Origin of the sequence: Plantactinospora mayteni, from assembly GCF_016862935.1 — a bacterium.
In the GTDB taxonomy this organism is placed as follows: Bacteria; Actinomycetota; Actinomycetes; order Mycobacteriales; family Micromonosporaceae; genus Plantactinospora; species Plantactinospora mayteni.
The window spans coordinates 1-23428 of sequence record NZ_BONX01000043.1 but is presented as its reverse complement, the minus strand read 5'-3'; the positions used below and the strand labels follow the sequence as shown (position 1 = coordinate 23428).

The window sequence follows — 23428 nt, the reverse complement described above, 5'->3', positions numbered from 1 at the left end:
GGAGTCTCCGGCCCAGCTTGCAAAGAAGTCTTTGCAAGGATAGCGTTGCAAACATGTCTGGGGATGAAGTTCGGCTGAACCCGACCTCGCTGCGTGGACTCGCTCACCCGCTGCGGGTCCGGATACTCAACACGCTGCGGGAGCACGGTCCTGCCACCGCCACCCTGCTCGCCGAGCGGCTCGGCCAGTCCACCGGCGCCACCAGCTACCACCTGCGGCAACTCGCCCAGTACGGCTTTGTGGTCGAGGACTCTGCCCGGGGTGCCGGCCGGGAGCGGTGGTGGCGGGCCGCGCACCGGAACACCCGGCTCGACGGCGAGGTGGGTCGGGACGCGCTGCCGGACGTCGAGACGTACCTGCGCTCGGTCGCCGCGCTCTACGCCGAGCGGGTCGACCGGTGGCTGAACGAGATGCCCGGCCTGCCGGAGGAGTGGGGGCAGGCATCCACCCTGAGCAACTGGCAGCTCCGGTTGACCCCGGCCGAGGCGCGGGAGTTCTCCGACGCGCTGACCGAGCTGATCGGACGGTACCGCCGTGACGAGCCCGGGGTGGCGGCACCGGACGGCGCCGAGCCGTTCGTGGTGCAGGCCCAGTTGATGCCCTTCGTCCGGCGCCGCGGCGACCGACCAGCGGACGGCGATCGGCCGGCGGAGGAGGCGGACTGATGGCGGCCGGCGGAGGAGGTGGACCGGTGGCCGGTAACCGCCGACCCCTGGTCGGGCTGCTGGCGGCCGAGGGAGTCTCCCTGGTCGGCAGCCGGATGAGCATGGTGGCGCTGCCCTGGTTCGCTCTCGTGGTGACCGGCAGCGCGGCCCGGACCGGCGTCGTCGCGTTCGCCGAGATGCTGCCGTACGTGCTGGCCTGCGCCCTCGGCGGGCCGCTGATCGACCGGATCGGCGCCCGCCGGACCAGCATCGCCGCCGACCTGGGCAGCGCGGCGGCGGTGGCCACCGTACCGCTGCTGCACCTGGCCGACCTGCTCTCGTTCGGTACGCTCATCGGCCTGGTCGCGGTGGCCGGGCTGCTGCGCGGATTCGGCGACACCGCCAAGCGGGTGGTCTTCCCGGAGACCGTGGCGGCGGCGGGCACCCCGATGACCCGGGCGACCAGCCTGCACGACGGGCTCAGCCGGCTCGCCACCCTGCTCGGCGCGCCGCTGGCCGGGCTGCTGATCGCCGTGCTCGACGCCCCGCTGGTGCTGCTCCTCGACGCGGGAACGTTCGTGGTCGGCGCGCTCCTGGTGGCCCTCGCCGTGCCGAGACGTCTCTCTACAGTAGAGCCAGCGCCGGGCGGGGACGGTGCCGCGCCGGGCCGGGAGCCCTATCTGGTCGCGCTCCGGGCGGGTCTGCGCTATCTGCGCCACGCCCGACTCGTACAGGGCATCGTGCTGTTGCTGCTGGTCACCAACCTGGCGGACGCGGCGTACACCGCGATTCTCGCTCCGGTCTGGGCCACCGAGGTGGTCCGGTCGTCGACGGCGCTCGGCCTGCTCACCGCGAGCTTCGCGCTGGGGGCGGTGCTGGGCAACGTCGTCTTCACCGTCGTGGCGCACCGGGTGCCGCGGTTCGCCGTCTTCGCGGTCGGCTTCCTGCTCGCCGGGGCGCCCCGGTTCGTCGCGCTCGCCGTGCTGGACCGGCTCTGGGTGATCTATCTGGTCTCGTTCGTCGCCGGGGTCTCCGTCGCGGCGATCAACCCGATCCTCGGGGCGGTCAGCTTCGAGCGGATTCCGGAGCAGCTCCGGGCCCGGGTGCTCGGGCTGGTGCACGCGGCGTCCTGGGCCGGCATCCCGCTCGGTGGGCTGCTCGGCGGGCTCGCGGTGCAGGAGTTGCGGCTGCCGGTCGCCTGCCTGGCGTTCGGGGCCGCGTACCTGCTGGTGACGCTGATGCCCTTCGTGATGCCGGTCTGGCGCGAACTCGACCGGCCACCAACACCGGCAGAGCCACCCACACCGCCGGCCGGACCGGCCGAGACGCTGGCCGGACCGGCGGAGACGGCGGCCCAGACGCCGGTCGAGACGCCAGTCGAGGCGCCGGGCGAGACGCCGGCCCAGACGCCGGGCGGGCCGGTGGCGGCGCCGGCTGGGTCGGAGCTTACGGACGCACCGCGCCGATGATCTGGCCGATCCGCTCCGGCGAGGTCTCCGAGCGCTGGTATTCCGAGCGGCTCAGCACGCCACCCATCCGGGGCAGCGGATTGCGGTGGATCGCCGGCCCGTCCGAGCTGACCCGCGCGGTGAAGTGGTATTCGTCGGCCCCGGTGGCGGCGACGATCCGGGCGATGTTCCGCTCGTTGATCCCGCCGCCGGCCATCACCGCGATCCGGCCGGCGGCCTTGCCGACCAGGTCGGCGATGAGTGGTGCGCCGGCCAGCGCGTTCTCCTCCTGACCGGAGGTGAGCACCCGGGGGATGCCCAGCTCGATCAGGTGCTCCAGCGCCTCGAACGGGTCCCGGACCATGTCGAAGGCCCGGTGGAAGGTGACGGTCGCACCGTCGGCCGCCACGAGCAGCCGCCGCATGGTCGGCATGTCGACGTCGCCCTCCGGGGTCAGCGCACCGATCACGACGCCGTGCGCGCCCACCGTCACCGCGGCCTGCACGTCGCGGACCATCGCGTCGACCTCGTACGGGGAGTAGACGAAGTCCCCGCCCCGGGGGCGTACCAGCACGTGCACCCGGATCCGCTCCGCGTTGTGCAGGGCCAGCTCGATGGTGCCGATGCTCGGGGTCAGCCCGCCCTCGAACAACCCCGCGCAGAGTTCCACCCGGTCGGCGCCGGCCCGCTCCGCCGCCAGCGTCCCCTCGACGCTGTCGACGCAGATCTCGAACGTGCTCATGCCAGCTTTCTCCAATGACCGCACCAAGTTGTCCACAAACCCGAACCAATCGGGGCTATCCAAGGGTGCACCATCGATCACGGCAACCGCATGTGGGAAAGAACGCCTTCGGCGCCCCGCCCGGGGGGTGCACCGGCGACGCCGTGGCCGTAACCGGGCAAAGCGCTCAGCGGGTGACCGCCATGAAGGCCCCCAGCAGGAGCAGGGTGACGACGGCGACGGCGAAGACGATCAGCAGTTCCCGCCGGCCACCGGTGCTGCCGCCCTCGGCCGGGCCGGGGGTGGCCGGCGCTGCCGGCAGGTCCCGGGTGACGGTGGCCAACTCGCCGAGGGTACGCGCGGTGTAGACCGCACCGACCCGCTCGGAGAACTCGTCCAGGCTCAACCGGCCCTGCTCGGTGTGCCGTTGCAGGTCGGCGACCACCCGTTGCCGATCGGAGTCGGAGGCCCGCAGTCGCCCGTCCACGTCGGACAGCGTACGCCCCGGTCAGCCCGCGTCCAGCGGGTCGGCGAGCAGGTGCTCGAAGGCCAGCTCGGCGGCACCGACCAGCGCCGCGTCCTCGCCGAGTTGCGGGGTACGCAGCCGCACCTGCTCGCGCGGCGTGGGCAGGGCCAGCGAGTTGAGCCGGCTGCGTACCCGGGCCGCCGCCGCGAGGTAGACGTCCCGGAGGGTACCGCCGAAGATGACCACACCGGGGTTGAAGATGTTGACCAGGTTCGCCACCCCGAACCCGAGCCAGTCGCCGACCTGGCGAATCGCGGCCTGGGCGTTCGCGTCGCCCCGGGAGGCCGCGTCGACCACCCGCAGGGCGGCCTCCCGGCCCACGGCGTCGCCCCGGCCGGCCGCCTGGAGCAGGGCGTACTCGCCGATCTCGGTCTCCCAGCAGCCGTACGAGCCGCAGCCGCACGGGTTCCCGCCGGGGTTCACCACCATGTGCCCGACCTCGCCGGCGTACCCGCCCTGCCCGGTCAGCCGCCGGCCGCCGACGATGATCCCGGCGTCGATGCCGACGTCCCGGTGCAGGTAGATGACGTCGTCGTAGCCACTGGCCGCGCCCCGGGCGTGCTCGGCCACCGCGCTCGCGTCGGCGGCGTTGCTGACCAGTACCGGGCGCTCCTGCGGCAGCAGTTCACCGAGCGCCTCGGCCAGTGGCTTGTCCAGCTCGCCGCCGCGGGCCCAGCCGGCGCTGTCCGGCCGGACGTGCACCGCGCCGTCCGGGCGGCGCAACCGGCCGCAGACCGCCACTCCGCTGCCGACGTAGACCGAGCCGGCCGGTACCGCCTGGTGCATCTCCTTCACGAAGCCGGCCAGCAGCGGCAGGCAGTCCACCGCCGGCAGCCCCGGCGGCCGGTCGGACTGCCGGCGGTCCAGTACCACCCCGCCCAGCCCGATCCGGGCGGCCCGCAACCGGTCCACCTCGATGCTGTACGCGTACGCGAAGACCCGCCCCGACTCGGGCCGGACGACCAGTGACGGCCGTCCGGCCCGCCCGGTCTCCCGGGGTGCCCGTTCGCTGACCAGGCCGGCGGCGGCCAGGTCGGCGGTGAGCGCGCCGATGGTGCTCCGGTTCAGCCCGAGCGAGGTGGTCAGCTCGGCCCGGGAGGTGGCGCCGTGGATGTGGACGTACCGCAGCAGCGCGCCGAGATTCTGCCGGCGAATCTCCTCCTGGCTCGGCCCCGCGCGCATCGTGCCCCTTATCGGTTACCGGTCGCTGCGGCCCGACGTCGGGAGAGTGCGTCGACGCTGGCCGCGAGCAGCAGCACCAGGCCGGTCACCACGAAGGTGAAGCCGGAACTGCGACCGAGCAGCCCCATCCCGTTGTCGATGACCGCGATCACCGCGCCGCCGAGCACCGCGTCGACGATCCGGCCCTTGCCACCGAAGAGGCTGGTGCCGCCGATCACCGCCGCGCCGACCGCGTAGAGCAGGACCTTACTGCCCCCGGTGTTGGCGTCGACCGAGGTGGCCCGGCTGGCCGCCACGATGCCGCCGATCGCCGCCATGAAGGAGCAGATCACGAAGACCGAGATCCGGATCCGGTCCACGTTGATGCCGGCCCGCCGCGCCGCCTCCCGGTTGCCGCCGACCGCGTAGACGTGCCGGCCGTACGCGGTGCGTTGCAGTACGAAGGTCAGCACGACCAGCAGGACGGCGATGATCGGCACCACGATCGGTACGCCCTTGAGCGAGACGAGCACGTTGCGGCTGCGCTCCAGGTTCAGCAGGTACACCGCGGTACCGGCGAGCACCCCCAGTACGCCGATCCGGATCAGCACCACGGCGAGCGGCTCGGTGACCAGCCCGAGCGCGCCACGGTTGCGGTGCCGCAGCAGTTGCACGACGGCGTAGCCGGCGACGCCGAGCAGGGTCAGCGCCCAGCCGAGCCACGGCGGCATGTTCCGGTTGGCGATCGCCACCAGCACCTCGTCCCGGACCGAGACGTTGGTGCCACCCTTGATCAGCAGCAGCACGATGCCCTGGAAGGCCAGGAACGCGGCGAGGGTGACCACGAAGGACGGAATGCCGATCTTGGCCACCAGGAAGCCGATCACCAGCCCGATCACCACCCCGGTGACGAGTGCGGCGGCGACCGCGACGTACCAGGGAAAGCCCTGGAGGGTGACGAGTTGGGCGAGTACCGCCGCGCAGACCCCGCTGGCGAAACCGGCGGAGAGGTCGATCTCGCCGAGCAGCAGGACGAAGACCAGCCCCATCGCGATCAGCGTCACCGCCGCACCCTGGGTGAACAGGTTGGCGAAGTTCCCCTCGGTCATGAAGTTCGGGCGCAGCGCGGTGAAGACGACGCAGAGCACGATCAGGCCGAGTACGGCCGGCAACGCCCCGATGTCTCCGCCGCGTACCCGGGCCAGGTAGTCCCGGACGTGGCTGCCGACCGTGGGCACCGACGCGGCCGGCACCTCGACCGGCGGCACCACGATGGTGGGAGGGGCGGCGCTCATCTGTCGGCTCCTGCGCTCGTCGTCTCGGTGGGTGGGCTGTCCTGCTTGCCGTTGCCGTTGCCGTTCCCGTTGCCGGTCTCGCCGGTCAGCCCGAGGCCGCCGCTGCGTCCGGCGGTGATCAGCTCGACCACCTGGGCGTGCGTGACGTCGCTGGTCCGCAACTGTGCCACCATCTGACCGAGGTAGAGCATGGCGATCTGGTCGGAGACGGCGAAGACGTCGTTCATGTTGTGTGAGATGAGTACGACGGCGAGCCCGTTGTCGGCCAGCCGGCGGACGAGTTCGAGCACCTGGGCGGTCTGCGCCACGCCCAGCGCGGCGGTCGGCTCGTCGAGGATGACGATCCGGCTGTTCCAGAGCACGGCCTTGGCGATCGCCACGGTCTGGCGCTGCCCGCCGGAGAGGCTGGAGACGTGCTGTCGCAGCGACTTCACGGTCCGGACGGAGAGCCCGGCCAGGGTCTCGGCGGCCATCTGCTCCATGGTCGGCTCGTCCAGCACGAGGCCGCTGCGTTTCTCCCGGCCGAGGAACATGTTCTGCACGATGTCGAGGTTGTCGCAGAGCGCGAGGTCCTGGTAGACGACCTCGATGCCGAGGGCGGCGGCGTCCCGGGGGTTGTGGATGTGCACCGGGCGGCCGTCGAAGAGGACCTCGCCGCCGTCGGCCGAGTAGATGCCGGCGACGCACTTCACCAGGGTGGACTTGCCGGCGCCGTTGTCGCCGACCAGCGCGGTCACCTCGCCGGGATTGACCGAGAAGTCGACGTCGCGGAGGACCTGGACGGGACCGAAACTCTTGTCGATCCCACGCAGTTCCAGCAGGGGTGTCGCGGACACGGGTGGCTCTCCTTTACGCGGGTGTCCGATCGCGGGTGCCGATCGCGGGGCTTCCGGTCACGGGTCCGGTCCAGTTCTCTCTGCGGCGAGGACGCCGCCCGGTACGGATGGTTCCGTACCGGGCGGCGTCTCGGCGGGGGCGGTCGAGCCCGACGCCGTCGTGCGGGTCAGCTCACGCCGGCCTCCGTGCAGGCGGCGGCGAAGGTACCGGCGCAGAGCGCCTCCTTGGCGATGAAGCCGTCGGCGACGACGTCCTTCACGTTCTCCTTGTAGATGGCCTTCGGCTCCAGCAGCACCGCCGGTACGTCGCGGTTGCCCTCCGGGTCCTTCACCGTGGTGGGTGCGGTCTTCTTCTCGCCCTTGGCCAGCGCGATCGCCAGTTCGGCAGCCGCGTCGGCCTCCTGCTTGATCGCCTTGTAGACGGTCATGCACTGGTCACCGGCGAGGATGTTCTGTAGACCCTGGAGGGTGGCGTCCTGGCCGGTCACCGGGACCTTGCCGTTGAGCTTGTTCTTCTTCAGTACCGAGATGACCGCGTTGCCCAGCCCGTCGTTGGCGGCCAGTACGCCGTCGATCTTGCTGTTCTGCTGGGTCATCATCTGCTCGAAGAGCGTGCCGGCCTGGGCGTTGTCCCAGCCGGGCACCCACTGGTCCGGGCCCTTGACGTACTCGCCGGAGTCGTACTTGGCCTTGAGTATCCCGTCGTAGCCGTTCTTGAAGAGCGTCGCGTTGTTGTCGGTCTCCGAGCCGTTCAGTTCGGCGACCACCGGCTTCTGGGCGCCCTTGTCGGTCAGGCACTTGACCAGGCCCTCGCCCTGGAGCTTGCCGACCGCCTCGTTGTCGAAGCTGACGTAGTACTCCGCCGAGCCGCCCAGCGTCAGCCGGTCGTAGTCGATGGTGAGTACGCCCTGGGTCTTCGCCTTGTCCAGGACCGCCTTGCCGGTGCCGGAGTCCAGGTTCACGATCATCAGCACGTTGACGCCGTCGGTCATCATCTGGTCGGCGAGGGTCTGGAACTGCGCCTTGTCGCCCTGGGCGTTCTGGATGTTGTGCTTGATGCCGGCGGCGTTGAACGCCGCTTCCAGGTACTTGCGGTCGGCGGTCTCCCAGCGGTCCGAGGAGGCGCTGTCCGGCAGGATGACGCCGATCTTCGGCTCGGCGGTGCTACCGCCGCCGTCGCCGGAATCGTCGCCGCAGGCGGCGAGCCCGCCCGTGGTCAGCAGGCCCACGGCAGCGATGGTGAGGATCCCTCTGCGCATTGCACGGGTCCTTTCGGGGTGGGTGTGGTGTCTCGGGTCGGAGCGGTGGTACACCCGAGCGGGTCGCCGTGCTGTCCGGTGGCCTCCCCCCGTTGGGCTGCCTCGGAGCTGCTCCGCCGGTCGCGGTCCGGCGGAGGGTCGGTGGGCTGTGGCGACCGCCCGCCTCACTTTTGTTGTGTCCGGCAACGTATTGCGCGGGGGCTCGCCGGGGCAAGGTCGCCGAGGTCACGAGTTTGTTGTTTGGAATAACAATTCGGCAACGTGACGGACATCCCGGCATCGACCAGCGGTGATACGCCGGACATGATGGTTCGTGGTCCCGCCCGAAGCCGGTCGTCCCGGAAGGCGCCGGGCACGGGGAGGCCGGGGTCAGGGCGCGGCGACCGGCGCGGTGGTGGCGGAGGTGAGCCGGATCAAGTCGGCCGGGGCGAGTTCGAGTTCCAGCCCCCGGCGGCCCGCCGAGACGTAGATGGTGGGGAAGCGCTCGGCCGAGGCGTCGACCACGGTACGCAGCGCCTTGCGCTGACCCAACGGGCTGATCCCGCCCCGGACGTAGCCGGTGGTCCGCTCGGCCAGCGTCCGGTCGGCCAGGGTCGCCCGCTTGCCGCCCACCGCCGTCGCCAGCGTCTTCAGGTCGAGTTCACCGGTGACCGGTACGACCGCCACGGTCAGCACCCCGTCGACGCTGGCGACCAGCGACTTGAAGACCCGCTCCGGCGGTACGCCGAGTGCCGCCGCCACCTCGGCGCCGTAGTTCGGGGTCTCCGGCGCGACGTCGTACGGGTGCAGGGTGTGCGGGATCCGCTGCCGGGTCAGCAGCGCGGTCGCCGGTGTGCCCCTGCCCGCCACGATCCGCACCCTACCCGGCCGACGCGGCCCGCTCCGGGGCCGGCACCGGACGGCAGAGCAGCACCGTGGGGGCGTTGGCGATCCGGGTCAGCACCAGACTGATCGGCTCGGACCCGGCCAGTCGCAGGTCGCGGCGGAGCCGCTCCGGCTCCAGCGCGGAACCGCGCTTCAGGATCTCCGCCCGCCCGACGTCGAGGTCCCGCAGCCGGGCCCGCAGCCGCTTCAGCGAGAACGGCAGCGACTCGACCACCTCCAGGCACCGGGCGTACGGGGTCGGGGCGGGGGTGTCGGCGTAGACGTACGCGATCTCGGGGTCGGCGAGCGAGCCGTCGACCGTACCGGCGAACTCGGCGACCAGGTGCGCGCGGACCACCGCCGGGTCCGGGTCGTAGAGGTAGCGCCGGACCGGGCCGACCGGGGCCCGCCGGGTCCCGTCGCCGGTCAGTTCGTGCACCGCCGACCCGGCCAGCAGGGTGGCCCGGCGGGGCGCGGCGGCGAGCGGGCCGGACCAGACGGTCGCCTCGACCAGGTCGCCGTCGACGCTGACCCACTCGCCCTCGGCACCTGCCGGCAGCAGCGCGTGGTCGATCCCGGGCGCGACCTTGAAGACCGTCCGGGGGACCCGGTCGGCCAGGCCGAGCAGGAAGTCCCAGGGCGGGGAGTAGGCGGCCGGGTCGAAGATCCGCCGGCCGGTGCCGGCCCGCCGCCGGGCTGGATCGCAGAACACCGCGTCGACCGGGGCGCCGTCGACGGCGGTGAGGTCGAACCGGGTCGCGTCGCCGAGACTCACCGTGAACCGGTCGGCCACCCCGGCCGCCCCGGCGTTCGCGGCGGCCATCGTCGCGGTGACCGGGTCGGCCTCCACGCCGTACACCCGGATGCCGGACCGGGCGGCGGCGAGCGCGTCCGCGCCGAGGCCGCAGCCGAGGTCGACCAGGGTGCGTACCCCGGCGGCGCGCAACCGGGCGGCCCGGCGCGCCGCGACGGCGGCCCGGGTGGCCTGCTCCAGCCCGGCCCGGGTGAAGAACATCCGGGCCGCCTCCGGGCCGAACTTGGCCGTCGCCCGGCGCCGCAGCTCGGCCTGGGTCAGCGCGGCGGCGGCCAGCCCGGCGGGCACCCCGGCCGAGCGCAGCGCCGCCGCCGCGGTCAGCGGATCGCCGCCGGCCAGCCCGGCGGCCGTGGCCAGCGCGGTTTCCCCGTCCGGGGTACGCAGCGCGGCGAGCTGCTCCAGATCCACCGGTGCATTGTGCCGGCCAGGGCCTCCGGCGGGCGTGTCGGGTTGGCACTCTCCTTGACGGAGTGCTAGCCACCGGCATAACCTGCGGTTAGCACTCTCAAACCGAGGGTGCCAGCTTTCGGGCTCGCGTCCGGGAGCTGAACGCCAGGCGGACCGGCACCCGCGACGACGGCCCCGCCCGGTGGCATGTGGCAGATTGACGCTGGTCGGTTCGCCGGCCGGCACAGAAACCAGTACCCCAGGAGGGTATGCCCGTGACTACCGCGACCAAGGTTGCGATCAAGCCGCTCGAGGACCGGATCCTGGTCCAGGCGAACGAGGCTGAGACGACCACGGCGTCGGGCATCGTGATTCCCGACACCGCCAAGGAGAAGCCGCAGGAGGGCACCGTCCTCGCTGTCGGCCCCGGCCGTTTCGACGACGACGGCAACCGGATCCCGGTTGACGTGAAGGTCGGCGACACGGTCCTCTACTCGAAGTACGGCGGCACCGAGGTCAAGTACGCCGGCGAGGAGTACCTGGTGCTCTCCGCCCGCGACGTCCTCGCCGTCATCGAGAAGTGATCTGACCGATCCAGTGACGCTGCCCCGGACCGGCCCTGCCGGGCCGGGGCAGCGCTGCGTGAAGGGACCCTGTTAACACAATGGCGAAGATTCTGAGCTTCTCGGATGACGCCCGGCACCTGCTGGAGCACGGTGTCAACACGCTCGCGGACACGGTCAAGGTCACTCTCGGCCCGCGTGGGCGCAACGTCGTCCTGGACAAGAAGTTCGGTGCTCCGACGATCACCAACGACGGCGTGACCATCGCCAAGGAGATCGAACTCACCAACCCGTACGAGAACCTCGGCGCGCAGCTGGTCAAGGAGGTGGCGACCAAGACCAACGACGTCGCCGGCGACGGGACCACCACCGCCACCGTACTGGCCCAGGCCATGGTCCGGGAGGGGCTGCGCAACGTCACGGCCGGTGCCGGTCCGGCCGGGCTGAAGCGCGGCGTCGACCTGGCCGCCGAGAAGATCTCCTCGGCGCTGCTGGAGAAGGCCGTCGAGGTGGGCAGCCGGGAGTCGGTCGCGAACGTGGCGACGATCTCGGCCCAGGACGCCACCATCGGCGACCTGATCGCCGAGGCGATGGAGCGGGTCGGCCGGGACGGTGTGATCACCGTCGAGGAGGGCTCGACCCTGGCCACCGAACTGGAGGTCACCGAGGGCCTCCAGTTCGACAAGGGCTTCATCTCGCCGAACTTCGTCACCGACACCGAGGCGCAGGAGGCGGTGCTCGACGAGCCGTACATCCTGATCACCACCCAGAAGATCTCCTCGATCGAAGAGCTGCTGCCGCTGCTGGAGAAGGTCCTCCAGACGGCGAAGCCGCTGCTGATCATCGCCGAGGACGTGGAGGGGCAGGCGCTCTCCACCCTGGTGGTCAACGCGATCCGCAAGACCGTCAAGGTCTGCGCGGTGAAGGCGCCCGGCTTCGGTGACCGGCGCAAGGCGATGCTCCAGGACATGGCGATCCTGACCGGCGGCGAGGTGGTCGCCCCCGAGCTGGGCTACAAGCTCGACTCGGTCGGCGTCGAGGTGCTCGGCACCGCCCGCCGCGTGGTGGTCGACAAGGACAACACCACCGTGATCGACGGCCGGGGCCGGGACAACGACGTCTCCGAGCGGATCACCCAGATCCGCAAGGAGATCGAGGCGTCCGACTCCGACTGGGACCGCGAGAAGCTCCAGGAGCGGCTGGCCAAGCTCTCCGGCGGCATCGCGGTGATCAAGGCCGGTGCGGCGACCGAGGTCGAGATGAAGGAGCGCAAGCACCGCATCGAGGACGCCATCGCCGCGACCAAGGCCGCGGTCGAGGAGGGCACCGTACCGGGTGGCGGCGCCGCACTGGTGCAGATCATCTCGGCGCTCGACGGCGACCTGGGCCTGACCGGTGACGAGAAGGTGGGCGTCTCGATCGTCCGCAAGGCGCTGGTCGAGCCGCTGCGGTGGATCGCCCAGAACGCCGGGCACGACGGCTACGTGGTCGTGCAGAAGGTCGCCGAGCAGGGCTGGGGCCACGGCCTCGACGCCGCCACCGGCGAATACAAGGACCTGGCCAAGGCCGGCATCATCGACCCGGTGAAGGTGACCCGCAACGCGGTCACCAACGCGGCGTCGATCGCCGGGCTGCTGCTGACCACCGAGAGCCTGGTGGTGGAGAAGCCGGAGAAGGCCGAGCCGGCCGCCGCCGGTGGGCACGGCCACGGTCACGGGCACGGCCACCAGCACGGTCCGGGCTTCTGACCCGCCCGACTCCGGTAGCCGGCCGGGCTCGGTGCTGAGCCGACCCGGCCTGGCCGCTGGCCGACCGCGTGGGTCCCGAAGATCCGCGTGATCGAGGACCGCCTCCGGCGCGACGCTTCGGCGCCGCGTCCGGGGCTCCCCGATCACGCGGATCTCTTGGTTTGCCCGGGAAACGCCCGCGAACCTCCCGCCCGGCCGTCCTGCCGCGACACATCCCGCACCTGCCGACGGAGCAGTCGACCTCGGAAGGGGGCAGACTGGGTCGAACCGAGCGACGATCGGATCTCGGCAACGGTCCACTGTGGGGGGAACGGAGTTCGTGGTGGCGGAAACGGCGGGCCGTGGTCCGGAGGAGATCGGCGCGGAGGACGTCGAGAGCGCCGAGCACTCCCGGATCGCGGAGCACTACCTGGACGCCTTCGGTGGCCTGGCCCGAGACCTTCCTGTGCTCGGCGGTGACCCCAGCGCAGCCGGGGTGGACGACGGGTACCCGCTGCGCCAGCTCGCCCGTCACCTGACGCTCGCCGGCCGCCACGACGATCTGCACACCCTGCTGACCCGCAGCCACACCGGGCCCACCGGCGAGGTGGGGAACGTGTGGTACCGGGCCCACGAGGCCGCCGGAACCACCGAGCTGTTCCTGGCCGACCTCGACCGGGCCCGTCGTCATGCGGAAAGCCTCACCGATGCCGCGCTGGCCGCGGAGCGACCCGAGCCCGCGTTCGCCACCGAGATCCGGTACGCCCTGATGGCGGCCAGTCTGCGCGACAGGGGCTCGGACGGGGACTCCGGCCGAATCCAGGCGCTGGGCGCGCTCGCCGTTCGGCTGTCGGACGAGACCCGGCCCGCTGCCCTGCGTGAGGTACTGGCCGCCGTACCCGCCGTCCCGGAGGAGCGGATCCGTGGGCTGTTGCTGACCGAGCTGGTCGGCGTACTGCCGGTGGAGCTGTGGCGGGAGGCCCTGGCCGCGGCGCACACCCTCACCTTCACGTACCGCCGGGCAGCCGTGCTGGCCGCGCTGGCCGTACGGCTGGCGCCCGAGGAACGCCGCGAGGCGGTGCCCGAACTGCTCGCAGCCGTCCGCAGGCTCAAAAAGGACTCGGAATGTCCCGGGGTGCTGGAGAAGATCGCCGACGGCCTGCCTGCGCCGTACCTGGCCGAGGTGCTCGCCGCCGTACGGGCCATCGACGGTGAGAACTACCGGGAACAGGCGTTGAAGAGGGTGGTCCCCCACCTGCCGGCCGAGCTGTGGGGGGAGGCGCTCTCCATCGCCGGCACGATCACCTCGGGCACGTCCCGTTGGGTGCTCCTCGCTGAGCTGGCGGAACATCTGCCGCCGGAGTGGCGTGCCGAGGCGCTGGCCGTCGCCCGGGAGATAGCCGACGAGCAGGACCGGGAGCGTGCACTGACCGCCCTGGCCGTACGCCTGCCCGAGCCGCAGCGGCAGGAGGTGCTGCGGGAGGCGTTGGCCTTGGCGCGTTCCATCACCGATCCCTGCCACCGCGCACAGGCGTTGGGCGAGGTCGTCAGGGGCGGTCTGACGGCCGAGCGAGCGACCGATGTGGTGCGGGAGGCGCTGGCGATCCTGCGTGCCGCTCCGGCGGACAGGGACTCCGACCGCGTCGTCGTGCTGCGTGAACTCGACAACAGCCTCCCCGAGAAGCAGCGACCGCTCTCCGAGGAGGAGTGGCCGCAGGTGGCGGGCGAGGTACTGGCCACCATCCGTACCCTGCTGGACGAGGCCGACCGCGCGGAGGCGTTGGGCAGGGCGGCGGAACGCCTACCCGCCGAACGGCGGACCGACGTCGCACGGGAGGCACTCGACGTCGCGCGCACGATCGCGGAGCCCGCGTACCGGGCGAGTGCCCTGGCCAAGGTGGTCGCGTGCCTGCCGGCCGGGGAACGCCCCGGTGTGGTGCGGGAGTCGTTGGCCGCCACCCGCGCCATCGGCTCGGAAATGACGCGGGCGGTCGTGCTCAGTGACCTGCCGTTGTCGCTGCCCCCGGAGCTGGCGGGCGAGGCGCTGGCCGCCGCGCACACCGTCGACAGCGAACGCTACCGAGCGGCGTTGCTGAGCGCACTGGCCGGACGGCTGCCGGCGGAGTCGCGGGGCGAGGTGCTGGCCGCGGTCCGGTCCCTCACCGAGGAGTCGGCCCGGGCGAGTGCCCTGCGGGGGTGCGCGGAACATCTACCGGTGGAACTGCTGCCCGAGGTGGTCTCCGAGGCCCGCGCGTTGACCGACGAGCGGGGCAGGGCGGAGGTGCTGGTCGAGGTGGTCGGCCGGCTTCCGGAGGAACAACGCCGCGACGTCGTACCCGAGGTGCTGCCGTACGGCTTCGACAGCTACGAGGAACGGGGCAGGGTGGCGGCGTATCTGTCGCCGGGGCAGGTGGCCGACGCGGTGGCCGCCATCGCACCTCTCGACGAATGGGACCGCGACGAGGCGCTCCGCGCGCTGGCCACGTACCTGCCGGTGGAACTGCTGAACGAGGCGCTGGTGAGCTGGCCGCCGGGCGATGTCGACAATGTGCTGTCCCTGCTGGGCAGGGCGCAGGACGCGTACGGGCGGCGGAGCCTGCCGTGCATGGTCAGCGTGGTGCGGCGGCATCTTGCCCTCGCCAACCGCGACGACTGCCAACGTCTCGTCCGTACGGCCCACGACACCGACGACAACCTGTTGGAGGTCATGGCGGCCGTCGACGACGTACATCGATGGTGGCCATAACGGTCGGTCCAGCCGTCGTCCGCCTCCCCGGCCGGCCAGAGGTTACGAACTCCTGACGCGGCTACCGACCGACCCGGCGCGGCGGCAACACTGGGTCCGTGACGACGAGATCGGGCAGGTTCGGGGCACTGGTGGGAGTGGCGTCCGCCGCCGTGGCGGTCGGCGCGGCCGAGGCGGTGGCGGTGCTGACCGGCCCGCGCAGCGCGCCGCTGGTCGCGGTGGGCGGGGCCGTCGTCGACCTCGCTCCCGGGCCGCTGAAGCAGTTCGCCACGGACGTCTTCTACGTCTACGACAAGATCGCGCTGTTGATCGGCACCGCCGTGCTCCTCGGCGGGTTCGCCGCGCTGGTCGGGGTGGTCGCCGTCCGGTCCCTGCGGCTCGGGATCGCCGGGATCGGCGGGTTCGCCGCGCTCGGCGTGGTGGCGGCGCTGACCCGGCCCGGCGCCGGTCCGGCCGCGGCCCTGCCCTCCCTGGTCGGGGCCGGTCTGGCCGCCGGCCTGCTCTGGCTGCTCCTCGCCGGCCCGCTGCGGATGCCGCCGATCCCGCCGGCCGCATCGCCCGACGCCGTGGATCCGGCGGGGCGGCGCCGGTTCCTGACCGGGGTGGGACTCGCCGTCGGCGCGGCGGCGGTCAGCGGGTTCGGCGGGCGCTGGGCGTCGACCCGGCGCGGCATATCCGCCGCCCGCGAGGCGATCCGGCTGCCCGCCCCGGCCAGCCCGGCCGCGCTGGTGCCGGCCGGTGCCGACCTCGGGGTGCCGGGGCTGTCGTCGTACGTGACGCCGAACCGGGACTTCTATCGGATCGACACCGCCCTGGTGGTGCCCCGGGTCGACCCGGAGGGGTGGCGGTTGCGGATCTTCGGCCGGGTACGGAACCCGGTCACGCTCAGCTATGCCGACCTGCTCGCCCGGCCGATGATCGAACGGCACATCACCCTGGCCTGCGTCTCCAACGAGGTCGGCGGCGACCTGATCGGCAACGCCCGCTGGCTCGGCGTACCGCTCGGGCCGCTGCTCGCCGAGGCCGGGCCGCTGCCCGGGGCGGACCAGGTGGTGGGGCGCTCCGCCGACGGCTGGACCTGCGGCAGCCCGACCGAGGTGCTCACCGACGGCCGGGACGCGATGCTGGCCGTCGGGATGAACGGCGAACCGCTGCCGATCGCGCACGGCTTCCCGGTCCGGGTGGTGGTGCCCGGCCTGTACGGCTACGTCTCGGCCTGCAAGTGGCTGGTGGAGTTGGAGCTGACCAGTTTCGCCGACTTCGACGCGTACTGGGTGCCCCGGGGCTGGTCGGCGCGGGGGCCGATCAAGACGCAGTCGCGGATCGACACCCCACGGGCGGGCCGGACCCTGCCGGCCGGCCCGGTCACCGTCGCCGGGGTGGCCTGGGCGCAGCACGTCGGGATCCGGCAGGTGGAGGTACGCGTCGACGACGGCGACTGGCAGCCGGCGGCCCTGGCCGGATCGGTCTCGACCGACACCTGGACACAGTGGTCGTGGCGGTGGCTCGCCACCCCGGGCGAGCACACCCTGCGGGTACGCGCGACCGACGCCACCGGGGCGGTGCAGACCGGCCAGTCGCGCCCGGTCGAGCCCGACGGCGCCACTGGCTGGCACACGGTCACCGTCACCGTCACCTGAGCGCCGGAGACGTCCGGGTGCGCGGATCGGGTCGCCGGGGTCAGGTCGCCGGATCAGGTCACCGGGTCAGGCCACCGGGTCGGGTCGGCGGGTCAGGCCGACCGTTGGGCCGACCGTTGGGTCGGCACCGTCGACCGGAAGGGCCGGCCGAGCCGGGCCTCCAGCCGGGTGACGTCCACGCGGCTCTGCCGACGGTCGGCGAGGTCCTCCCAGCCGACGGCGAGCAGCCGGAGCCGCTCGGACTCGCTGAAGCCACCCCACACCCCGTACGGCTCGCGTACGGCGAGCGCGTGGGCGGCGCATTCGGCCCGGACCGGGCAGGTCCCGCAGACCGCCTTGGCGTTGGCCTCCCGGCGGTTGCGGGACGAGCCCCGCTCACCCTCCGGGTGGAAGAACTGGGCGGTGTCCCGGCCCCGGCAGGCGCCAAGCCGCTGCCATTCCCACAGATCGACGATCGGTCCAGGCAGCCTGCGTACGTTCGACATCAGCACCCTCCTTCCGCGCGGCACCGCGTGACCTGCTCGGGTCGGGATCCGGGCGGCGGGCCGCGCGGGCGCACCGATCCGACCACGGGTTCCGGTACCCCGGGCGGGGACGGCTCACACGTACTTGATCGCGAACTTCTGGCCGTGAACCCGTTCCGTGGGGCGAATCGTCCAAAAAGTTTGTGGTTCATCCGTGGAAACTCATCATGATCACTCACTGTCGTGGTCTCCTCGTTGCGGAGAGGAGAGCACCGTGCGCACCGTTCTTGTCTGCGTCCGGACCCCGCTCGCGGCCCAGAACGTCGCCGCGGCGGCGGCCCGGCTCGGGTTGGCCGCCGCCGTCCGTACCGCGGTGTCCGACCCCGAGGCCATGCTCCGGCTCGCCGAGCGGCCGGCGGACGTGGTGCTCGCGGACACCGCGCTCACCCGCCCGGACAGCGTCGGCTTCACCCGGCGGGTACTGGCCCGGTCGCCCGGAGCGGCGATCCTGCTGCTCGGCGCCGAGGACCCGGGGGTCGCCGCGGCGACCATCGCGGCCGGCGCGCGTGGGCTGATCCAGGGCGGCGACCACGACCTGGTGAGCGTGGTGGCGAAGGCGATCCTGCTGCTCGGCGGCCGGTCCGGTCGGGGCGGTGCCGCGCTGACCGGCGGCGCGCTGGCCGGCGGAGGTCAGGCGGGTGGCCCGGTTGGTGCCGGCCGGACCGGTGAGCCCGGCGACGCGGGCGGCCAGCCGACGGCCGGCCAGCGGCGCGGCAGCGCGGTGCGGGCGCCGACCGGCCCCGGCCCGGGCGGCGACGCGCCGGGCACGGCTCGCCCGCCGGGGGACGAGTCGACGGTACGTCGGCGCGACGACCCGGAGTCGCGTACCGGCACCGGTGAGACGGCCGGAGAACAGCCGACCGGGCCGGCGGTGGTGCCGGCCCAGCGCGGCGACGACCCGAACGCGCCGACCGACCCGGCCACGCCGACCGGTACCGCCCCGGGGCAACCGGCGGAGAAGGCCGGCCCGGACGGGCCCGGCGGGAGCGCTCCGGGCCAGGAGTCGCGGGGTGCTGACGGCCCGGCCGGAACCGGGCGCTCGGCTCCGGCCCGCCGGCCGGTGCTGACCGAGCGCGAGATGCAGGTGCTGGTCGGGATGGCCGACGGGAAGAGCAACGCGGAGATCGGCCGGGAACTCTTCGTCTCCGAGGACACCGTGAAGACCCACGCCCGGCGGTTGTTCCGCAAGCTCGGGGCCCGGGACCGGGCACACGCCGTGGCGGCCGGATTCCGCGCCGGTCTGGTGGCCTGACCAACCGGTGGCCTGACCAACCGGCCGGTGGCCGGACGGACTGCCGGCGTCGGCCTGGTGGTCGGCGCGGCCGGGCTCAGCGCGGGGTGCCGGCCTCGCCCTCGCTCTCGTCGGCGGTCTCGGTCAGGGTGTCGTGCACCCCGTCGGCGTAGCCACGGGCGTATTCCCAGGTGACGTAGTGGTCCGGGTCGGGGTCGTAGGCCGGCTCGTGCACCCGGGGCCGGCCGGAGTTGAGCAGGTGTCGCAGGTTGCCCCGGAGCAGGTCCCAGTCGAAGTAGTGCGGTTCCCGGCAGTCCTCGCACTCGATCACGAGGCCGCGTACCCCGACCGGACCCAGTAGCGCCTGGTAGATCTCCAGGTCGGCGAGGTCCTCCAGCACGTCCTGCCGCTCGACCTCGCTGAGCGGGTCGAGTTCGGTCTCCTCGCCCGGTTCGTCTAGGCCGGCGGAGGGATCGGCGGGGTCACCGTTGAACGGGTCGATCGGCTCCTCGTGCACCCCTCCACCGTAGTCCCAACACCGCCCGGCGTGGTCACCCGTTGTGGCCTGTACCGCCGCTGTACCCGCGCCCGCGACGCCCACCCCGCCGGATGGGTACGATGAACCATCGCGCCGTACCCGGGGCGAACCCTGACACCGCCCTGCCGCCGGGCAGCCTGGCCGACCAGCTCAGCCCCGACGGACCCATGTCGGCGAGGATCGCAGCCGCGTCGGCGGTGATCGTCATCGACCGTCAACCAGAGCACCGTTAACCAGCGCACCTGTCAACCAGCGCACCGTCAACCACAGCAGCAGGGGACACATCGTGGAGAACCGACCCACCAACGACCTTCCGCTGGCCACCGACGCCGACCAGCTCGCCGGGCACCTGCCCGAACTGCCGGCCGGCTCGGCCCGGGTGGTGCCGCTCGGGTTGACCTTCGATGACGTGCTGCTGCAACCCGGCGAGTCCGAGATCATCCCGAGCCGGGTGAACACGATCACCCGGCTCAGCCGCAACGTCAACCTCTCCATCCCGCTGGTCTCCAGCCCGATGGACACGGTGACCGAGGCGCGGATGGCGATCGCGATGGCCCGGCAGGGCGGGATCGGGGTGCTGCACCGCAACCTCTCGATCGAGGACCAGGCGCTCCAGGTCGACCTGGTGAAGCGCTCCGAGGCCGGCATGGTCACCAACCCGGTCACCTGCGGGCCGGACGACACCCTGCGGGACGTCGACGCGCTCTGCGGGCGCTACCGGATCTCCGGCGTCCCGGTGACCGACGCCCAGGGCACCCTGGTCGGCATCGTGACCAACCGCGACATGCGGTTCGTCACCGACGGGGGCACCCCGGTCCGCCAGATCATGACCCCGATGCCGCTGGTCACCGCCGAGGTCGGGGTGACCAAGGAGCAGGCGCTCGACCTGCTGCGCCGGCACAAGGTCGAGAAGCTGCCGATCGTCGACCCGGACGGGCGACTGCGCGGCCTGATCACCGTCAAGGACTTCGCCAAGAGCGAGCAGTACCCGCTCGCCACCAAGGACGACGCCGGCCGGCTGCGGGTCGCCGCCGCGGTCGGCGTCGGCGAGGACGCCTACAAGCGGGCCCGGGCACTGGTCGACGCCGGGGTGGACGTGCTGATCGTGGACACCGCGCACGGGCACCAGCGGGCCGTACTCGACATGGTCGGCCGGCTCAAGAAGGACACCGCGGTCGACGTGGTGGGCGGCAACGTGGCGACCTACGCGGGCGCCAGGGCGCTGGTCGAGGCGGGTGCCGACGCGGTCAAGGTCGGGGTCGGGCCGGGCGCGATCTGCACCACCCGGATCGTCGCCGGGGTCGGCGTACCGCAGATCACCGCGATCATGGAGGCGGCCCGGGCCGCCCGCCCGGCCGGGGTACCGGTGATCGCCGACGGCGGCATCCAGTACTCCGGCGACATCGCCAAGGCGCTGGTGGCCGGCGGCGACACCGTGATGCTCGGCAGCCTGCTGGCCGGCTCCGAGGAGAGCCCTGGCGAGCTGATGTTCATCAACGGCAAGCAGTTCAAGGCGTACCGGGGGATGGGGTCGCTGGGCGCGATGCAGTCGCGTGGGCAGGCCCGGTCCTACTCCAAGGACCGCTACTTCCAGGACGACGTGGCCAGCGAGGAGAAGCTGGTGCCGGAGGGCGTCGAGGGCCAGGTGCCCTACCGTGGCCCGCTGGCCCGGGTCGCCCACCAGCTCGTCGGCGGACTGCGCCTGGCCATGGGCTACGTCGGCGCGGAGACCATCCCCGAGCTGCACCGCCGGGGGCAGCTCATCCGGATCACCGCCGCCGGGTTGAAGGAGAGCCACCCGCACGACATCCAGATGACGGTCGAGGCGCCGAACTACCACACCCGCTGACGGTCACCGCCTCCTCCGCCACCACCCCCTTTTCTACTCTGGAGTGACCCATGCGTGACGTGGTCGAGATCGGGCTGGGCAAGACCGCACAGCGCGGCTACCACCTGGACGACATCGCGATCGTGCCGAGCCGGCGTACCCGGGACGTGGACGACGTCTCGACCGCCTGGCAGCTCGACGCGTACCAGTTCGGCATCCCCTGCGTCGGGCACCCGTCGGACGCCACCATGAGCCCGGAGTCGGCGGTCGCCCTGGGCCGGCTCGGCGGGCTCGGGGTGCTGAACGTCGAGGGCCTGTGGACCCGCTACGAGGACCCGGGCAAGGTCCTGGAGGAGCTGTCCCGGCTGGAGGAGGGCTCCACGGCCACCCGCCGGCTCCAGGAGGTGTACGCCGAGCCGATCCGCCCCGACCTGATCGCCGAGCGGGTCCGGCAGATGCGCGAGGGCGGCGGTACGGTGGCCGTCCGGGTCTCCCCGCAGCACACCCTGGCGCTGGCCCCGGTGATCCTGGACGCCGGGGTGGACATCCTGGTCATCCAGGGCACCATCGTCTCGGCCGAGCACGTCTCCACCACCGACGAGCCGCTGAACCTCAAGGAGTTCATCGCCGACCTCGACCTGCCGGTCGTCGCCGGTGGCTGCACCGACTACAAGACCGCGCTGCACCTGATGCGGACCGGCGCGGCCGGGGTGATCGTCGGGTTCGGCGGCGACGAGTGGTCGACCACCGACTCGGTGCTCGGGATCCGGGTGCCGATGGCCACCGCGATCGCCGACGCGGCGGCGGCCCGGCGGGACTACCTCGACGAGACCGGTGGCCGGTACGTGCACCTGATCGCCGACGGTGACCTCCAGACCTCCGGCGACATCGCCAAGGCGCTCGGCTGCGGCGCCGACGCGGTGATGCTCGGCGAGCCGCTGTCGCTCTGCGCCGAGGCGCCGGCCGGCGGTGCCTGGTGGCACCCGGCGGCCAGCCACCCCAACCTGCCCCGCGGGGCGTACGGGGTGGCCGACGAGCCGCTCGGCTCGATGGAGAAGCTGCTCTACGGGCCGTCGGACGACCCGGAGGGGCAACTCAACCTGTTCGGCGGGCTGCGCCGGGCGATGGCCAAGTGCGGCTACCGGGACCTGAAGGAGTTCCAGAAGGTCGGGCTCGTCCTCGACCGGTAGCCGCGCACCGTTATCCGGAGGCTTGATGATCAGGTCGGGGCGGTCGGCGCTGGCCGGCGTACTGGCTGCGCTGCTGGTGGCGCTCTCGACCGGCGGCTGCACCGGCACTCGTCGGGACGACCGGGCGCCCGAGGGCTTCCGGCCCGGTGCGGCCGGGATCGGCGACCCCTACTTCCCGACCTACGGCAACGGCGGCTACGACGTGGCCAGCTACCGCCTCCAGGTCAGGTACGACCCGGCGACCGACGAGCTGACCGGTGACGCCACCATCGAGGCGACCGCCACCCAGGACCTGTCCCGGTTCAACCTGGACCTGGCCGGGCTGACCGTCTCGGCGGTCCAGGTCGACGGCGCCGACGCCACGCACACCCGGACCGACGACGAGCTGGTGGTCACCCCGGCCACCGGCCTCGGCAAGGGCAAGCGGTTCGGCGTACGGGTGCGCTACTCGGGCAAGCCGGCCCAGATCACCAGCGCCGAGCTGGGCAGTGGCGGGCTGCTGCACACCTCGGACGGTGCGATCGCGCTCGGCCAGCCGGAGTCGGCGAGCACCTGGTTCCCGGTCAACGACCATCCGCTGGACAAGGCGACGTACCAGATCGAGGCGACCGTGCCGGAGGGGCTGGTGGCGCTGAGCAACGGGGCACCGGGCGGCAGCAGTACGGACGCCGGCTGGACCACCTGGCGCTGGGCGGAGCGGGCCCCGATGGCCAGTTACCTGGTCACGCTGGTGATCGGGAAATACCGGGTCAGCACCGGTACGCACGCCGGCAAGCCGCTGGTCACCGCGATCTCGGCGAGCCTGCCGGCGGGCGGGCCGGCCGAACGGTCGCTGGCCCGTACCGGTGAGATCGCCGACTTCCTGGCCACCCGGTTCGGCCCGTACCCGTTCGAGGCGTACGGCGGGATCGCGGTCGCCGACAGCCGGATCGGGTACGCCCTGGAGACCCAGTCCCGCCCGGTGTACGGCCCGGCGTTCTTCGCCACCGGCCCGAACCTGGAGGTGGTGGTGCACGAGCTGGCGCACCAGTGGTTCGGGGACAGCGTCTCGATCCGGCGCTGGAGCGACCTCTGGCTCAACGAGGGCTTCGCCAGCTATGCCGAGTGGCTCTGGACCGAGCACGACGGCGGGCCGAGCGTGCAGACCCTGTTCGAGCGGGAGTACGCCACCACCGACTGGGCGGACCCGGCGCTGGACCCGGGCCGGTCGGAGATCTTCAGCCGGGCGGTTTACAAGCGAGGTGCGCTGGCCGTGCACGCGCTGCGGCGTACCGTCGGCGACGAGGCGTTCTTCCGGATCCTGACGAGCTGGACGGCGGAGCGGCGGGACGGCAACGCGACCACCGACGACCTGGTCGCGCACGCCGAACGAATCTCCGGGAAGCAACTGCGCCCGCTCTTCGACGCCTGGCTCTCCGGCACCACGGCACCGCCGCTGCCCTGAGCGGCTTCCTTTTTCCACCGCTTGGTCTCAGTGATCGGGCGT

Annotated in this window: 21 protein-coding genes; 11 read left to right on the top strand and 10 right to left on the bottom strand. The window is 72.5% G+C overall.

Annotated elements, in window-relative coordinates:
* Positions 1–53: 53 nt before the first annotated feature.
* Together Pma05_RS28615 and Pma05_RS28610 are read left to right on the top strand one after the other, a co-directional pair.
* A complete protein-coding gene (locus Pma05_RS28615) occupies positions 54–665 on the top strand; it encodes a winged helix-turn-helix domain-containing protein (protein WP_203860602.1) in 612 nt (203 codons plus the stop codon).
* 26 nt (positions 666–691) lie between these two features.
* Positions 692–2113 carry an MFS transporter gene (locus tag Pma05_RS28610; protein ID WP_203860601.1) on the top strand — a complete coding sequence of 474 codons (1422 nt, stop codon included), beginning with the start codon at positions 692–694 and terminating at the stop codon, positions 2111–2113.
* Here Pma05_RS28610 and Pma05_RS28605 read toward each other — a convergent pair.
* The 8 genes from Pma05_RS28605 to Pma05_RS28570 form a co-directional block, all read right to left on the bottom strand.
* On the bottom strand, positions 2091–2834 hold the full coding sequence (locus Pma05_RS28605) for a copper homeostasis protein CutC (protein WP_203860600.1): 744 nt from the start codon (positions 2832–2834) through the stop codon (positions 2091–2093). The genes Pma05_RS28610 and Pma05_RS28605 overlap by 23 nt on opposite strands.
* Positions 2835–3000: 166 nt before the next feature.
* A complete protein-coding gene (locus tag Pma05_RS28600; RefSeq protein ID WP_203860599.1) occupies positions 3001–3300 on the bottom strand; it encodes a DUF1707 SHOCT-like domain-containing protein in 300 nt (99 codons plus the stop codon).
* A gap of 21 nt (positions 3301–3321) precedes the next feature.
* A complete protein-coding gene (locus Pma05_RS28595; protein WP_203860598.1) occupies positions 3322–4521 on the bottom strand; it encodes an ROK family transcriptional regulator in 1200 nt (399 codons plus the stop codon).
* Positions 4522–4529: 8 nt separating this feature from the next.
* Positions 4530–5795, bottom strand: coding sequence for a sugar ABC transporter permease (locus Pma05_RS28590; protein ID WP_203860597.1), 1266 nt, complete (start codon positions 5793–5795; stop codon positions 4530–4532).
* Entirely contained in the window at positions 5792–6631 is an 840-nt protein-coding gene (locus tag Pma05_RS28585; RefSeq protein WP_203860596.1) for an ATP-binding cassette domain-containing protein, read from the bottom strand. The genes Pma05_RS28590 and Pma05_RS28585 overlap by 4 nt, the downstream gene beginning before the upstream one ends.
* Positions 6632–6798: 167 nt before the next feature.
* A complete protein-coding gene (locus tag Pma05_RS28580; protein ID WP_203860595.1) occupies positions 6799–7890 on the bottom strand; it encodes a sugar ABC transporter substrate-binding protein in 1092 nt (363 codons plus the stop codon).
* 369 nt (positions 7891–8259) lie between these two features.
* Positions 8260–8739, bottom strand: coding sequence for a Cys-tRNA(Pro) deacylase (gene ybaK / locus Pma05_RS28575; protein ID WP_203860594.1), 480 nt, complete (start codon positions 8737–8739; stop codon positions 8260–8262).
* A gap of 10 nt (positions 8740–8749) precedes the next feature.
* Positions 8750–9976: a class I SAM-dependent methyltransferase gene (locus tag Pma05_RS28570; protein WP_203860593.1), complete on the bottom strand. Its 1227-nt coding sequence runs from the start codon at positions 9974–9976 to the stop codon at positions 8750–8752.
* 254 nt (positions 9977–10230) lie between these two features.
* Here Pma05_RS28570 and groES point away from each other — a divergent pair, with 254 nt between their 5' ends.
* The 4 genes from groES (at position 10231) to Pma05_RS28550 (ending at position 16631) form a co-directional block, all read left to right on the top strand.
* Positions 10231–10539, top strand: coding sequence for a co-chaperone GroES (gene groES / locus Pma05_RS28565; protein ID WP_504960526.1), 309 nt, complete (start codon positions 10231–10233; stop codon positions 10537–10539).
* An 80-nt stretch (positions 10540–10619) separates the two neighbouring features.
* Complete coding sequence (gene groL / locus Pma05_RS28560; RefSeq protein ID WP_203860592.1) at positions 10620–12266, top strand: chaperonin GroEL; 1647 nt, start codon at positions 10620–10622, stop codon at positions 12264–12266.
* 322 nt (positions 12267–12588) lie between these two features.
* A complete protein-coding gene (locus Pma05_RS28555) occupies positions 12589–14991 on the top strand; it encodes a hypothetical protein (RefSeq protein WP_203860591.1) in 2403 nt (800 codons plus the stop codon).
* 98 nt (positions 14992–15089) lie between these two features.
* Positions 15090–16631 carry a molybdopterin-dependent oxidoreductase gene (locus Pma05_RS28550; RefSeq protein ID WP_203860590.1) on the top strand — a complete coding sequence of 514 codons (1542 nt, stop codon included), beginning with the start codon at positions 15090–15092 and terminating at the stop codon, positions 16629–16631.
* A gap of 92 nt (positions 16632–16723) precedes the next feature.
* On the opposite strand, the gene Pma05_RS28545 is transcribed toward Pma05_RS28550, so the two are convergent.
* Positions 16724–17116, bottom strand: coding sequence for a WhiB family transcriptional regulator (locus Pma05_RS28545; protein WP_203860589.1), 393 nt, complete (start codon positions 17114–17116; stop codon positions 16724–16726).
* Between the two features lie 253 nt (positions 17117–17369).
* On the opposite strand from Pma05_RS28545, the gene Pma05_RS44360 reads away from it, so the two are divergent.
* Positions 17370–18407, top strand: coding sequence for a helix-turn-helix domain-containing protein (locus Pma05_RS44360; protein WP_239313292.1), 1038 nt, complete (start codon positions 17370–17372; stop codon positions 18405–18407).
* A 76-nt stretch (positions 18408–18483) separates the two neighbouring features.
* Here Pma05_RS44360 and Pma05_RS28530 read toward each other — a convergent pair whose 3' ends face one another.
* The gene (locus Pma05_RS28530) at positions 18484–18903 is read right to left on the bottom strand and encodes a DUF5319 domain-containing protein (protein WP_203860588.1); all 420 of its coding nucleotides are present in this window, start codon (positions 18901–18903) and stop codon (positions 18484–18486) included.
* Between the two features lie 101 nt (positions 18904–19004).
* On the opposite strand from Pma05_RS28530, the gene Pma05_RS28525 reads away from it, so the two are divergent.
* Genes Pma05_RS28525 through Pma05_RS28510 form a run of 4 tightly spaced genes read left to right on the top strand, consistent with a single transcriptional unit; the run spans position 19005 to position 23386 of the window.
* Positions 19005–19157 carry a hypothetical protein gene (locus tag Pma05_RS28525; RefSeq protein ID WP_203860587.1) on the top strand — a complete coding sequence of 51 codons (153 nt, stop codon included), beginning with the start codon at positions 19005–19007 and terminating at the stop codon, positions 19155–19157.
* 53 nt (positions 19158–19210) lie between these two features.
* A complete protein-coding gene (guaB, locus tag Pma05_RS28520) occupies positions 19211–20773 on the top strand; it encodes an IMP dehydrogenase (protein WP_203860586.1) in 1563 nt (520 codons plus the stop codon).
* 50 nt (positions 20774–20823) lie between these two features.
* Complete coding sequence (locus Pma05_RS28515; RefSeq protein ID WP_203860585.1) at positions 20824–21942, top strand: GuaB3 family IMP dehydrogenase-related protein; 1119 nt, start codon at positions 20824–20826, stop codon at positions 21940–21942.
* A gap of 25 nt (positions 21943–21967) precedes the next feature.
* A complete protein-coding gene (locus Pma05_RS28510; protein WP_203860584.1) occupies positions 21968–23386 on the top strand; it encodes a M1 family metallopeptidase in 1419 nt (472 codons plus the stop codon).
* The last annotated feature ends 42 nt before the right edge of the window (positions 23387–23428 follow it).